The 14,124-nt window shown below is 37.5% G+C and carries 14 protein-coding genes; 8 read left to right on the top strand and 6 right to left on the bottom strand.

Annotated features, from left to right (window positions below; translation table 11 throughout):
• Positions 1 to 37: 37 nt before the first annotated feature.
• Both H7R39_RS10210 and H7R39_RS10205 read left to right on the top strand, forming a co-directional pair.
• Positions 38 to 1,330 carry a tyrosine-type recombinase/integrase gene (locus tag H7R39_RS10210; RefSeq protein ID WP_185899125.1) on the top strand — a complete coding sequence of 431 codons (1,293 nt, stop codon included), beginning with the start codon at positions 38 to 40 and terminating at the stop codon, positions 1,328 to 1,330.
• A gap of 91 nt (positions 1,331 to 1,421) precedes the next feature.
• Entirely contained in the window at positions 1,422 to 3,026 is a 1,605-nt protein-coding gene (locus H7R39_RS10205; protein ID WP_185899123.1) for a tyrosine-type recombinase/integrase, read from the top strand.
• Positions 3,027 to 3,138: 112 nt separating this feature from the next.
• On the opposite strand, the gene H7R39_RS10200 is transcribed toward H7R39_RS10205, so the two are convergent.
• Complete coding sequence (locus H7R39_RS10200; protein ID WP_323874603.1) at positions 3,139 to 3,846, bottom strand: mobilization protein; 708 nt, start codon at positions 3,844 to 3,846, stop codon at positions 3,139 to 3,141.
• Positions 3,847 to 4,013: 167 nt separating this feature from the next.
• Positions 4,014 to 4,463: a hypothetical protein gene (locus H7R39_RS10195; RefSeq protein ID WP_185899119.1), complete on the bottom strand. Its 450-nt coding sequence runs from the start codon at positions 4,461 to 4,463 to the stop codon at positions 4,014 to 4,016.
• A gap of 406 nt (positions 4,464 to 4,869) precedes the next feature.
• Here H7R39_RS10195 and H7R39_RS10190 point away from each other — a divergent pair, with 406 nt between their 5' ends.
• The 4 genes from H7R39_RS10190 to H7R39_RS10175 all read left to right on the top strand — a co-directional run bounded on the left by H7R39_RS10190 (position 4,870) and on the right by H7R39_RS10175 (position 8,528).
• Positions 4,870 to 5,304 (top strand): hypothetical protein, encoded by a 435-nt coding sequence (locus H7R39_RS10190; protein WP_185899116.1) that lies wholly within the window; start codon positions 4,870 to 4,872, stop codon positions 5,302 to 5,304.
• Between the two features lie 17 nt (positions 5,305 to 5,321).
• A complete protein-coding gene (locus H7R39_RS10185) occupies positions 5,322 to 6,362 on the top strand; it encodes a hypothetical protein (RefSeq protein ID WP_185899114.1) in 1,041 nt (346 codons plus the stop codon).
• A gap of 71 nt (positions 6,363 to 6,433) precedes the next feature.
• A complete protein-coding gene (locus H7R39_RS10180; RefSeq protein WP_185899113.1) occupies positions 6,434 to 6,832 on the top strand; it encodes a hypothetical protein in 399 nt (132 codons plus the stop codon).
• A gap of 211 nt (positions 6,833 to 7,043) precedes the next feature.
• Complete coding sequence (locus H7R39_RS10175; RefSeq protein ID WP_185899112.1) at positions 7,044 to 8,528, top strand: type IV secretory system conjugative DNA transfer family protein; 1,485 nt, start codon at positions 7,044 to 7,046, stop codon at positions 8,526 to 8,528.
• Positions 8,529 to 8,716: 188 nt separating this feature from the next.
• Here the strand turns inward: H7R39_RS10175 and H7R39_RS10170 are convergent, their stop codons facing one another.
• The gene (locus H7R39_RS10170) at positions 8,717 to 9,394 is read right to left on the bottom strand and encodes a metallophosphoesterase (RefSeq protein WP_185899111.1); all 678 of its coding nucleotides are present in this window, start codon (positions 9,392 to 9,394) and stop codon (positions 8,717 to 8,719) included.
• A 135-nt stretch (positions 9,395 to 9,529) separates the two neighbouring features.
• On the bottom strand, positions 9,530 to 9,922 hold the full coding sequence (locus tag H7R39_RS10165; RefSeq protein ID WP_185899110.1) for a hypothetical protein: 393 nt from the start codon (positions 9,920 to 9,922) through the stop codon (positions 9,530 to 9,532).
• A gap of 247 nt (positions 9,923 to 10,169) precedes the next feature.
• Between H7R39_RS10165 and H7R39_RS10160 the strand changes: the two genes are divergently transcribed.
• Entirely contained in the window at positions 10,170 to 11,297 is a 1,128-nt protein-coding gene (locus H7R39_RS10160) for a Cj0814 family flagellar-dependent secreted protein (protein WP_185899109.1), read from the top strand.
• Positions 11,298 to 11,341: 44 nt separating this feature from the next.
• On the opposite strand, the gene H7R39_RS10155 is transcribed toward H7R39_RS10160, so the two are convergent.
• Together H7R39_RS10155 and H7R39_RS10150 are read right to left on the bottom strand one after the other, a co-directional pair.
• Positions 11,342 to 11,698 carry a type II toxin-antitoxin system HicB family antitoxin gene (locus H7R39_RS10155; protein ID WP_185899108.1) on the bottom strand — a complete coding sequence of 119 codons (357 nt, stop codon included), beginning with the start codon at positions 11,696 to 11,698 and terminating at the stop codon, positions 11,342 to 11,344.
• Positions 11,698 to 11,922, bottom strand: coding sequence for a type II toxin-antitoxin system HicA family toxin (locus H7R39_RS10150; protein WP_185899107.1), 225 nt, complete (start codon positions 11,920 to 11,922; stop codon positions 11,698 to 11,700). The genes H7R39_RS10155 and H7R39_RS10150 overlap by 1 nt, the downstream gene beginning before the upstream one ends.
• A 144-nt stretch (positions 11,923 to 12,066) precedes the next feature.
• Here H7R39_RS10150 and H7R39_RS10145 point away from each other — a divergent pair, with 144 nt between their 5' ends.
• Positions 12,067 to 14,031, top strand: a complete 1,965-nt coding sequence (locus H7R39_RS10145; RefSeq protein WP_185899106.1) for a response regulator — start codon at positions 12,067 to 12,069, stop codon at positions 14,029 to 14,031.
• Positions 14,032 to 14,124: the final 93 nt, after the last annotated feature.

Raw genomic sequence — 14,124 nt, 5'->3', positions numbered from 1 at the left:
TTTTGTTCCAGAAAATCTTCGAGACATAAGGTCAGATATGCTTTCTAAGCTGATCACGAAAATTTCAAAGAGACCAAATTTCTATTATTTTGATACAGCCATAAAAGACGGTAAAAAAACTACTATTAAGTATTGCCTTTTTACTAGCGACGAAAATGAGGCTCGCATGCTTGCAGAGAAAATAAAGTCTGAAGTAAATTTGGTGCTAATGCAAAGAGTTGTTAAAAAGCCGACCTCTCTAGCTTTATTAATAAAAAACCAAAGAAGATCAAAAGAAGATATCGACTCTTTCATAAAGACTAACAAACTATTTTTAGACATTCAAGAATATAAAAGTCTTTTTCAGTCTACTGTAGCTAAATTTTATAATGTAAGTTTGTATTCGGAACAAAATGAATCTACTTTAGAAATTTGCCCTATTGTACAAAAAGATACACAAAATCTTAAACAGCATACAACATTTGAACAAATAGCCAAACGCTATGTGAAAAACGAATGTGAAAAATTAAAATCAAGCAATAAAACAAAAGGTTACTATATTAAAACAGGCAAAATTTTAGATGAGTTCTTGAAAAATAAGCATATATCAAATGTTACTTATAGCGATGCCGAGAGTTTTCAAATTAACTTGCTGAATGCCCAAAAACTCCATAAAAAAACCGTAAATAATTATATATCTTACTCTAAAAGGCTATTTGATTATGCTATAAAAATTAACGAAACAACCAGTAACCCTTTTAAAACCTTAACTTCATTCAAGATTTCACTCGAAGAAAAATCTCCAAAAGACAACTTTACTATGGATGAGCTTAAGCTAGTGCTTAATACCAACAGGCTTGATTTGCGAGACTATATGATGTTTGCTCTATATACTGGCCTACGATTAAATGAAATTTGGCAGCTTGATAGTTCAAGTATAGGCGAGCAAGAAGGCATTAAATTTATCAACGTAAAGACTGCTAAACAAAAAGGAGGCGCCGTTAAGTATAGGCAAATACCGGTTCACCGGGATATATTATATCTTAGTGATATGAGATGGCTAGAGGAAATAAAGATGGGCAAGAATAGCTGTGACTATTTTAGCAAGCGACTAAATAAGCATATTCACAAAATCATACCTGAAGCAAACGTATCGTTTCATCGTTTGAGAGGAAATTTTGCAAAAGCCATAAAGGATTATTGTTTGGAGAATGGAATTGCCGATATCACATCCATACTTTTAGGGCATTCTGCTGACCTGGCCACTGATACTTATGCAAAAGGCATATCACTCAAAGCTAAACAAAAAGCCATGGGAGGTTTGGATATATTCAAGTTTTTAAAAGAGTAAAAGGATACTAAAAAGCCTATTTGACGATATTCAAAAGCTCTTGAAAGATAGCCTATAAATTTTCACTTATATTTCAAAAAAAGGATAATAAGTGAAATTAGATGTAAGGAAGCTATTTGATGTAAGTAGATACGAAGAGCTTGACCATGATGCCATCAGGGAGTACTATATGTATGAGCCTAAAAAGTTGCATGAAGATATAAAAAGTTGTTTTAAACAAATCAGTAGGATTAAGGGGGCTCCTAGAGAAAAATGGTTTAAGGCCTCAGGGGTGCTTATAAGTAAATACTGTGAAAATATTTCTAAAAGAGATATTGAAAAATATAGATCTTTGTCGGACTATTTTAGCAAAAATAACAAGAATAAGAATTTTTTAAGGTTTCAAAAAGAGATTGCTGAAATCATAGATTGCAAACTATCAAATTTTTGTTGTATAAATAGGACGAATTCTTGTCCAGAAAAAGAAACGATAAAATTTATGAATGATGGTGCCTTGGTTTGTGGAGAATTTATTTCGAATCGTATCATAAAGGTTATTAGTGATTATGCATTAAAAAAATGTAAAAGTAAATATAGCGATAAACAATTAAAGAATAACGCGCTACTTAAAAACATTAAGGAATTATTAGAGGATTACCTGAAGAATAAGAGTAAGCAGCGTTGTACTGAATCTACAATGAAAGAGTATAGGCTTGCAGTGGATAGGCTGGAAAAATTCTTGGATAAAAATAAAGTTGGTTTTGTTGATGTGGGGTATGAGGAAGCCAACAAATTTCATGAATACATCGCAAACAATATTAGCAAGGATAGGGCAAATAATACAGTTGGCTATCTGTATAAATTTTATAACTATTTTATAAGCAGGAATATAATAAGCAAAAACCCATTTTCTAAGGAAACGGTTATTAGGTATAGTGTAGATATAAGTAATAAAAAAAGAAATTTTACATTGGATGAATTAAAAAAAATATTCTCTGGAGGATATGGGATAGAAAAGGAAATACTCGACTATATTAGATTTACATTGCACACAGGACTTCGTATGGAAGAGTTTATGAGGTTAGATAAAGACAGTTTTTTTGAAAGAGGTGATATAAAGCTTATTAGGGTAAAAACAGCTAAAGGAAAATTTGGGCATACTTCTGAAGATGAGATGGTTCTTCATAAAAATATTCATGACCTAGCCAATTATGACTGGATAAAAAAAATAAAGAGTATTTGTAAGACCAAAAATGCTTTGGAACATAGAGTTAATAGGGCGATTGATAAGGTTGTAAAAGATAAAGATGTTAGTGCTCATCGCTTAAGGGGAACTTTTGCTCAAATAATTAGCGCATATGACGCCCATGCTGGTATTGGCGAGTCTATGCCGAATATTGCTTTGGCATTAAGACATGTGCCAAGCAAGTCAAAATTTATAGGCAACAAACAAGAACAATTGTCAAATGTGACTAAGCTAATGTTGCGAAAAGACAAGTCTAATTCTATTCTGATCTATTCTCAGGATAGCGCAATAATTACGCAAGTGCATATATTGAAAGCGTTTGATGGGATTTCAAGTATTTTTGAGTATCTTAATATGGAAAATTTAACGCAACTAAAAGCTAAAATAATCAAACATGAACAAAGAAATAAAAAGATTACAAATCACACTTATATAAATACCGCTTCTACGCCTTGCTTTGGCGTTATTTAGACTTGAAATTGGTGAAGGGTAATAATGAGCTATTATTACCCTATATAAAATGGTATTTAATTTGTTCTCATTGTCCTTGCGAGTAGGTATCCTAAGCGGATACCTGGCGTAGTCAAATTTCATCTATATGATAATCGACGCCTTCAAAGATTCTCGCAAATGCTTTACTGCATTTGGTTTCAATCTCGTTGTGGCTTTGCTCTTCAGGCAGTTTTATTAGTTTTTTTAATTTTTCTAGCTCGTTGCCTTTTTGCGCAAGCGTATTTTCAAGTTTTTCTATCTTGTTTGTTAGTTGTGCGGTAGTCTGAGCAAGGAGCCTGTATACTTGATGAGGCAACCCTTTTCTGGGCGTTTGGCCGATGGCGGAGTAGTTGATGCCTCGACGCATGCCTAAAACGTTTGCAGCTAGAGTTTGCAGCTCCTTCATCTTTAGTGGTCCAAAGTCGCGGCTTTTGTATAAATTTACTCCATCCGTTCCAAGTACGAAAAATTCGATATGCGCATGCAAATTTGGATGCCAAACGCCGTCCTCGTCGAAGCAGCCCTCGTCCCTGTGGATAGCGATTTGTATCGTGCGCCATCCGTATTTTCTCTCTATTACATCGCAAAGCCGTCTGACGTCGTCTAGAGTATGGCGGTCTTCGATCAGTACTATGGCCGAGCGCCTGATGTTTTTTGGATCGACTTGAACTCTTTGACCCGTTCTAGCTATGTAGTTTTGGATCGCCTGCGTAAGCATACATAGATATCTTTCTTCGGCCAGAAATGCACTCGCGTCGACTTCGTTGAGATGCGAAAACTGGGGGTAAGCGTGATCCACCGTTTGACTGCGGTCATTATGTGCAAAAGCGTTAGGCGCGCTACGCTGAATTTTAAAACACGTCATTTTACTTGTAAACCGATTATTTTTTAAAACTGACATTTTTGTCTCCTTTTTTAAATTTATCGTCGTTAGCGCGGTATCCATTATGGATACCGTTAGATAGGCTACTTTTTCTTATCATCCCCGACCTCCGCTTTCTTGTCGGTAGAAGTCGTAGTAGCCGACTGTTTGTTTTCTTTGCCGGTAGAGTTTTCGTTAGCCGACTGCGACGGAGGTGCCGATATGCTAGAAATAGGCCTAGCTGCATCTTTGTTGAGTACCTCGATGAGCCCATCTATATCGGCGACCGTGTAGTTTGCGTTTTCTGGCGCGCCCTTTTTTGACGTCCGTTCCATATCGATTAGCATCGATAGATAGTATCTTTTTTGGTCGCAGAGCGGCAATGCAAGGCTGTATTCGCGAAAATTCTTTTCCAAATTTTCCATTTCCGCATTGATTTTGGCCAGTCTAAAAAGCGTATTTTCCTTTTTAGCTAGCAACTTTCTCGAAAGAGAGGCGTAGTAGGTCCTTGCTTCCTCGAGACTGTTAAATGTTTTAGGATCACTATTTTTCATAGCAATTCCTCCTTTTGTTTAAAATTGAAATCAGCTTTTTGCCAATCCCTACATTAATTATAGAATATTTTATGTAATTTGAATTTCAGAACTAAAATATTTTATTTTCTGAAAATACATAAACCAGGTTGCACAGTAAACGGTTAAATATAGGTTTATTTGTGCGCACTCAAAGAGTATATGTTTTAGGGTGTCAACCTGTGCGGCTGCAAAAAGTGAACTTAGCTTATCGACAAGTCAACTGGGTCAAGTAGTTCTTTATTTTTTAAAAAGAGCAATAATCTAGTCTATTTCGGTAGCTTTTGGGATTTTATAAATACTATTTTAGTATCCTAGGGGGGCGAGTCCACTTTTACAAGCCTTTGCAAAGCCCAAATTTGGTATAATTCAGCCCAAAGGAACGAAAATGAACGATCTAAAAAGAATAACGTCTCTAAGCGTTAAATTTGATAAAAAACGCTTTTATAAACAGCACATCGCTGTTGCTATGGAAAACAATCTTTTTGAGTGCGCTTTTGAGCTAAATTTGGGACTTTTGGAGCTTAAAATTTCAAAGAAGGGAAAAGAAGAGGCGATTTGCGAGCTAAAAGACATAGTTCGCAAAGTCCCGCAAGATCAGCTTGCCAGATGTCTTTACAGGCTCGCCATTTGCCTTTCGAGACAAGATAAGCTCGGCGAAGCTCAAAAGTTGCTCAAGGAAGCGCTTGAGGCTTTAGACCGCGACGACGAACATCTAAGGGAAAAAATCGAAAATGAGCTTTATGAGATAGAGCGCAAAAAACATCCTTTACGAGGAATTTGTAATAAGAGTAATGAAGACGACTTATCGCTTGAATTTTAGATTTGACAGGATAAAGAATGAATAATAAAAATAAAGCATCAAAAGTGCGCGAGGATAACCCAAATCAGCTGGAATCAAACAGAAAATCCGCTCTTTTGGCTAGGTATAACAGATTAAAATTAATATATTCAAGCCATAGGGTTAAAACAGAAATTTTATTCAAAGAAGCATACGGAAGATTTTTTAATAGCAAATACGACATGTTTCGAGAATTTTTTCAAAAGCTGATAAACAAAGGCGAGTCGGAGGCCATGGATTATCTAAAACCCAAATTAACTCCTGACGACATAAAAACAGGATATACGCCAAATCAAATATCTACTTTATGTTATTTTGAGGAAGATGCAAAAGGTCTACAAAGAAAAAGAGGGCTACAAAAAGATCAATTTGCGGATCTACTTAGTGGCAAATATATAATAGCTATACTGTCGGAAGGTAAAAATAATAGGGTATGGCTTCCGATAAATGAAAATAATTTTTTGGAAGCATTAGAAGCCGTTTTTCAAATAGAGGCCGATGGGCCGGAAATGCTATATGCACCATTTTTTATTATGATTGATTCGGAGATTAATATGCATGGTGCATTAGAAGCAAAATTTCCTAAAAATCTTTTTGAAGACTTTGCTCTAGGGATAGATAAAATTTGTAAAATCGTGATTGCAAAAAAAATGACCAATCTTGCAAAGTCGCCTCCACCGAGTCCGTCCGCAATGATGTACGCCGCCCCATCACCGGTCAAATTAGCATCGCCTACAATGGCTTTTTTTACGCAAAATTTAACCTCAAATCCAATCACCCTAATAGACTTCAAAGAAAAAATAGCTATCAAGATCCAAGATAAGACCCTGCATGTCATGGGGCTGTTTTCAGATAAACTAATAGAGTTTTTAAAAGAGTGCAAGCATATCTTAAACAAAAACAAGAAAGACGAAATTTTACTAGTTAGTCCAAATGCCAAAGAAGACGAGGATACGACGACTCAAATTTTGACCCTTTACTCTGTTTTGTTTATGCTAAATCCAAATTTCATAAACGATCTATTTCATCCTAAAATGTAGCAGTGGCGACTTTCAAAAGCTTCTGAAAGATTAAAGCTAGAATTCTTGCATATTTTTATAAAGGAGAAGATATGCAAGAACCACAAGATAGTGCGCAAAGCGAAATAGCCGGGAAAAGCGGCGAGGAGATAATCGCCTATATCAAGGAAAAATACGATAAATTTGCCGACGAAACCCAGAACTCCGTCGAGGCGCTAGAGATAAAATTCGTGCTAGCAACGGCCGGTATAGGCATAGACGACCCTAAAGAAACCATCGAGAGATTACAAGACTGCGTTGCCTACTTTAAGGAAAATATCTTTCCGTGCACCTATTTGCTAAGACAAAGGGCGATAGAATATACCGAGTGCCAAACAAAGCTTCTAAAAACGGTTAATACTTTTCAAAAAAACGTCCCCCTCATAAGGCTTGAGACATTTGCCCTAGGAACTATATTTGGCGTTTTTTTGATGTTTTTGCTGCATTTGTAGCAAATTTGGGCGCAAATATTACCGCGCCCTTTAGATTTAACTCAAATTTTTACCTTTTCGCTAAATTTTTACCTCTTTTGCCTTAATTTTCTCAAATTTGCCTCTATTTTTTTAACTCAAATTTTAATCAAACCCCGACAGGCGCGTCATTCAAAAGCTTCTGAAAGAAAGATGCGACAATTCCATCATAATTTCAAAAAAAGGAGAAAAGATGAGACCGATAGGTTTTCTAAGGTACGAAGAGGGCGAGCAAAGCTCTGGCGAGATAGGATTTGCCCAGCAAGAAGAAGCCGCGCAAATTTGCAAGGAGGGCAATCTCATAATCCCTTGCAACTTCACTCACGCTGCTATCATCGGCGAGACTGGCTGCGGCAAGACCACCTCGATGATATATCCAAATTTACTCGATAGGATGCAGCGAGGACACGGAATATTCGTGTTTGACTACAAAGGTTGCGAAGGGGATGCGGTTAAGGCACTAGCTAAAAGAGCTGGCAGGCTAAAAGATGTCGTTGTTGTCGGGACATTTCTTGGCGAGAAGATAAATTTAGTACAAGATATCTCTGCTAGGGATTTTAAAAATGCCGCTAGCGCTCGCATGCAATCTCGCAACGATAGCCTTTGGCAGGAGTACGGCGCAAATTTGACCCTAACCATATTTAATTTTCTAAAAACTCTGAGCGAATTTGTAGACGTCGCTAAGAAGTATAATGTAAGAGGCATTGATGCTGCTATCAAACTTAGCAGCATATATCCGTTCAACATCCATACGATAAGAAATCTGACACAAGAGCTTTTAAAATTTAACGAGTTTTTAGCAAGCATTAAGCGTTATTTGAGTCCAAACCCGTATTTGGTTAATGGTGAGAAAAAGGAGGTTCGTTTGAGGTTTAGAGATCTACTAAAGGCTAGGCAAAATTTGATCGATATTATGAGTAGATTTGACGTTACTGATGCAAAAGATAACGAGAAGATAGCAAACGACTTTAGGAACCTTTCTATTATGACTACAGTGATCAACGAGCTAGCTGATGACGAGGCGATGAATGCCGATAAAAACAGCATCTCGCAGTATCTAAACGAAGGCAAGATCGTCGTATTTAATGCCCTAAACTCAAGCAGTCAGACTTTAGCCATGCTTTTAGATAGTTTTATCCCTAGCTTCATCGCAAGAGCAGGTAGGGAAAACGTAATACCTATTAGTTTATTTTTGGATGAAGCCGCCAAAATAGCTAGTGAAAATTCAAATTTCCACGAGGAAATTTTGCGTCAGAGCAAGGTTGAGCTTATTCTTGCGTTTCAGAACGAATATACTTTAAAAAAAGGGCTAGGGTACGAGAAATACGAAGCTTTGATGGGAAATATGGTGGATATTTATCTGATGAAAAACAAAAGCCTGTTTACCATTGGCGCGGATGCGGTAAACTGCTCTAGGCTAAAGCCTTTTGAGTGTTTACACGACGGCGAAAAGGTTTTACTAAATCATATATTTATTAATGATCTTGAAAAACGAGAGGCGGCGTACGAGTTTGAATGTATAAATAAGCTACAAGAAAAAATGCTAGAAAAAAAGGCCAAGGGATGTGTGATGAAATTTAGTGAATGGCATTTTAGAAACGGGCAAATAACTCTCGTGGACGTAAAGAGCGGAAAGGAGAAGATTGGTGAGCTAAAAGATAGTGTGCTTGGAATTTAACTGGCGCATAGAGTTTGTTTAAATTTATCCTCACCCCGAGAGCTGCTTTATATCTAGTATGTATGTTTCCTTGCCATTTCGGGGGAGGGCTAGCCTGTGTGATCTCGCTAAATTTGAGAGCCTGCCTGCATTTATCCTATTAAAACGCTAAATTTTTGCTTAAATTCTCGCCTGAACTTGTAATGATATTATAGGCTCACTTCAAATTTCTTGCCGCTTTTTATCTCCATTATCTCTAGTCTTTTAAAAAACACGGCTCCCACGTCCATAGAAAAGACGTCGTTTGCGCGCCTGGTTATTCTATTTTCCTCGCTTACGACGTGCCCGTGAAATATCCGCTTGCCCGTATTATTACTCTCCCAAAATGGATCTATGCTCCACAGCACGTAGTCCTCGTCCTGTTCCTCTTCGCTTTTATCGCCGTCAAAGGCCGCGTGGACGAATATGCTTTGCTCCGAGCTTACGACGTGAGGCATGTCGTTAATGAAATCTTTGAGCCACGAGAGCGCGAAGCTGTTTAAATTTCGCTTGTAGATCGACCTTTTGGTTTTATCTCCGCCGTTTCTAAGCCAAATTTGATGATCTAGCGCGTCGCCGCCAAAATACCCGTCCATCATCATTTTCTCGTGATTTCCCAGTACGTGGATCAGCGCGTATCCGTTTCTAATAAGCTCGGCGTACTTTTTATATAGTCCGATCGTATCCTCGCCGCGGTCGCAGCTGTCGCCCAGGATGATTATCAGATCTTTTTTGCTCAAATTTATCTTTTTAAGCATCAGGTTAAAAAGCCCGAGGGAGCCGTGCAGATCGCCGAATACGAAAATCCGCGCGTAGTCGTTTTCGTTTATGTGTTTTATCTTTATCATTTTTTGTTCTTGATTTTTAAATTTGCGGAAAATTTTTGGGTTAAGTTTTTTGTATAGAAGTACTGAAATTGTATATTTTAAAAACTAATTTGAGCTGAAATCTGCGTAAACTAACACAAATTTCAGTTACGAAAATTATTTTAGGTACAACCCCTGGCTATTTTTTGCGATCTTGTCTAGTTCGGCTATTCGCTCAGTATCGTCGGGATGAACGAATTCGTAGCTCTTGACGTGAAACACCCCATCGTCCTCGTCGCCGTCTAGGTAGTACTCGACAAAGCAATAGTAGTCGTGATCAGAAAAATAATAGGGATCAATAAAACAAGTATAGTCAGGTTCTCCATTTAATGGATTTACACTAATACCTGTTTTTTCCATAGTTTCCCAGCAGTTGATCCACGATTCTTCATCGTTGCTAAGGGTTTTCGTTTGCATTGGTCTACCGCCGTAGCCAATAAACTCAAACATCTCGCCGTTAAAATAAATACGGCAACTTTTGAAAAAATCTACATACATATTTTTTTTCATACTTATCTCCTTTTTTTATAGATGAGACTAATATATCGAATTTCAATAATATATGCAAGCAAAAACGACCTGCGTATTAAAAAAAATCAACTATTTTTTAAAAAAACATCAATAGAGCTTCTTATCTATATTATATATTCACTGGACTAAAGAGTTCTAGATGATTTTAAAACACAGATCTTAGGGCAATAATAAATCTGGAATAAATATTGCTTGCTCCTTATCATAATTCAATAAGGAGCAGGCGATGAACGAAATCTCTTTACAAAAACAATATGATTCCGTAATATCTACCTCAAAAGAGTTAAAGGCCAAAAAAGAGGCTGGAGGAACGGCCTTTGGAGCTCAAATTTTAGCCCAAAGCTATGATCTAGAGTTAATGGCTCAGGCCAGCATGGTATCGCAAGCTACCGCTAGAGTAACGAGTGCCGGAACAAGCGCGTTTAACGACAGCAATGTATTAAATTCTAATCTGCAATCAAACATAAATCAAGTTAAGTATTCACCCAATACATATGGATATAGCATCGATAGTCAAGGTTTTATGGGTGCGGACTTTAACAAAGCCGCCGGGCTTCCGGAGGATTTTAAAATGCATAAAAGCACTCTTGATGAAATTTATGATTTTAACGAAAGAAGCTATATTCACAAGCCGGCATATACCGCTAAAACCTTTGAAAATATCGATATGGCCGATACCATAAAACAATATTACAAGGTATTTCAAAGCGTAGTGGGTTCAAACGACAAGCAAACATATACGAGCGAAGATCTAAATAGACTGCCTAAAGGCTTTAGCATTAGCGGTAACGACGCCGCTGAAAATGGAAACTATTTGCCGGATGTAAGCAGCTACAAAGTTACGAACGTCTACAAAACGGGTGACCAATTTGACGAAGCAAAAGCTTTGGAGCGCGAACTAAGCATGCTCACTCCGCCTCGCTACACTTATAGGCTAAATCTTAGCTCTAGCGAAATCGGACGCGATAACGGAGGCGGACTTAAATTTAACCCCGATATGTCTATGTATAAAACAGATGGCGGCTACAGCAAAGAAGGCGTATTTGTAGGATTTTTAAAGAATTTTAAACCAAAAGCTAGCGATAGCGGGGAAACCGAGCTTACCGATCAGATAAAAACCTACTCAATACTCAATATAGAACAAGGGAAAAAGGATATAGACTTCATAAAAAGAGTAAATAGCGGAAACGATATGGCCAGGGACAGAATTATGCAAGAAGAAATGACAATAGCCGAACTCTTGAGATATAGACCGGGCAAGACAAACCAAATTTTAAGCGATAAAGACAGAGAGGAATATGTTAAGACCGTAAAAGAGAGAGTAAACGCTCTAGCGTCTATGACCTCGGTTTAAGATAACTACAAAGGTCGTCTATACGGCGGCCTGCTCCGTACTCTTTATTGCACTGCTAGCGCCTTTTTAGCTAACTCGCTAAGCCATGCCGAGCGGTTATTCGTAACCGCATCGATTGCATTTAAAAGGCCTTTAGGTATAGTTAAATTTATGCGGACTTTGACGTTTTCATCAATCGGCTCATAGATGCTTTCGCCGTTTTTAAGAGCCCCTTCGACATAGCAAGCAAAGGCTTCTTTTAGATCTGCTATCGCTTCAGCTTCAGTAGCTCCCCAGCCGGCCATTAGATTATTTTTAGTTAGCCCCATATCTGCATACTGAGCAAAATAATCGCCGTCATCTAGTCTTTTGATCGTGATTGTATACGGTAAGTTTAAATAATAGTTCAAGTCTTTTTTCATCATGACTCCCTTATCTTTGCTAAGATTTGCAAAACATAGATCTCTTTAATCGGTTTATGATATGGTACAACTATCGTGTCGCCGCCTTTTTTAAATTTATGGTGCGAGCCTTTAACGTGATCTAATTCATATCCGTGATTTAATAGCAGGCGCTTAACATCGTCAAAGCTTGCGTTTTTAGGATTATTTTCAAGTTTTTTGATTAGCTTATCAAGACTCGACACGCCGCCCCTTTTTATGTTTTATACTTACTATTATACATACTATTTTTTATAGGATGCTTAATAGCCATATAGTAAACTTGTTATCAATCCTAAATATTTTTAAATTTTATCCGATATACAAGTAAAGCTTTTAAAAGGATTTAAATGATAAACAGTTCAAACAATGTCTCGTTTTTAAAGCTACCAGATATAGATATCGCCAGAGTAAATAAAACCCAATCTTTAAAAGAGACCGTCAAGGTTGGCGACGAAAGTATGACTTCGGCGGAATACCTAAATAGGCAAGCGCAAATAGAATATAGGGCAAAAGACTTTTTAAGGGCTCAGTCAAGTGGCATCATCTCAAAGCTACGCGTAAATAACGTTATGGATATTAGCGATAGCAACACTTTAAACAAGGGCGAATTTAATATTAACAATCTGCTTGGTAGAAACAGCGGCTTAGATTATCATTACAGCTCGTCTCCTACTTTGACGGGAGACTTTGCCAGATACGATTTTACGTATCTTGGCTCAAGGTACTCGGTCAATCAAGAACAAAGAATAGATAGCGTAGTAAACGATCATAATGCGTTAAAAGAGATAAAGCAAAAATACGGGGTCGATACCTCAAATGCCTATCTAAACGGCTCTCTTAGGGGCGAGAGATACTTTCAGGGTATAAATGCGGATCCTCACTCGATAAATATGTCTTTTATAGATCAAAGCGGATATCTCGAGAATACCAAATCATCAAATTTAAACTCTTACGCTTCTTCAAGTACCCTGCATACTAAATACGGCGACGTAGAGGTGTTTTTAGATCTATACGGCGATAACGACAAGCTAGGTATCGGCAAATTTAGCTCAAATGCAATACTTTTTAACTTTGACAGTAACGGCGACGGAATTTTAAATAGCTCCGATAAGCTATTCTCAAAGCTCAAGGTTAGAGGATACGATAAGGACGGCAACGAAAAGATAGCAAATTTAAGCGACGTAGTATCGGACATCGATTTGACTAAATTTATAAATTCGGATGTTGTTAACTGGAATCAAAAAAGAAGAGATATCATCAACTCCGAATCTCTTGCCAATAACGATATGAGAAATTTCGTAGATACTACAAACATAGATCATAGGATATCTTACTACTCTTCAAACCCATACGCCGTATTTGCCCCTGAGAGCAGATACAAAAAGATAGAAAGCGACGGCGTCAAAAATTTCTTTGATGCATACGCGGATAAAGACGGCTGGGTAGATCTAAGAAACAATAACGTATTTAATAAAAATAGCCTATTTAATAACTTTGCCTATGAAAAAGTTGGATTTGACGGAAAGCTAAAGCTTAGCGAATTTAATCCTATAATAGGATCCGACGCCCCCAAAGATAAAGACTTCTCTTATAACGGATACCAAAGAAGCAGCTTTATGAAATTCTACGGCGATTATAACAAAGAGCTTGACGCCCACAATAAAGATATAGAGTGGCTAAGCAAGAACTTAAAAGACTATAACGTAGAAAATGCAGATGAGCTAATATCAAAATTATCGCAGAGTAAGTCCGCCTATATGGTAGCTATGGAAAATGAATTTGAGGCTGCTACCGGATTAAAATTTAGCGAGGAGAATTTAGAAAAAGTTAGGCGTGCTTTTGAAACCGATATCGATAGAGCGGCGTCATCATTACGAGATAGCGACAGCGTAATAGCCATGAAGCTAAACGATAACGGATCTATAACCTTAAAATTTGATAGCGGTAGAGAAATAGAAGTAACGGAGCTGTATTCTGATACGGGTAAGCTTTTAGGGGATAAAACCAGAAGGGCAAGCCTAAATTTAGAAACTAAAGCCATGAGCGACATCGAGCTTGGCTCTATAAGCTTTAATAATATAGGCATACTAGACACCGACGGCAAATATAAGACGCTCCAGGAAATAGGAGCTAGCGCTATAAAATCCTTTTCTACTAAGCATGGAAAACAGTTTTTGATATACCTGGGAGACAATAAAACCTTAACGGCGAAGGATCTATACAATATTTCGTTTTTAAATAACGAGCTTGACAAAGGCGCTAATGTGGGCGAGAAGGATAGATTCTACAAGAAGATAGATGTAAGGGTTTAGGAATGGGCAAGATGGCCAGTCTATTTGTTTATATGTTTGGCTATCAAATTTCTAAGCACTTGATTTTTGCTGACGCCTTTTTCTTTGCCCTCT

It is taken from the genome of Campylobacter massiliensis (assembly GCF_014253065.1).
Classification (GTDB): Bacteria; Campylobacterota; Campylobacteria; order Campylobacterales; family Campylobacteraceae; genus Campylobacter_A; species Campylobacter_A massiliensis.
The sequence above is the reverse complement of the archived record's forward strand: the minus strand, read 5'-3'. Positions and strand labels throughout refer to the sequence as shown.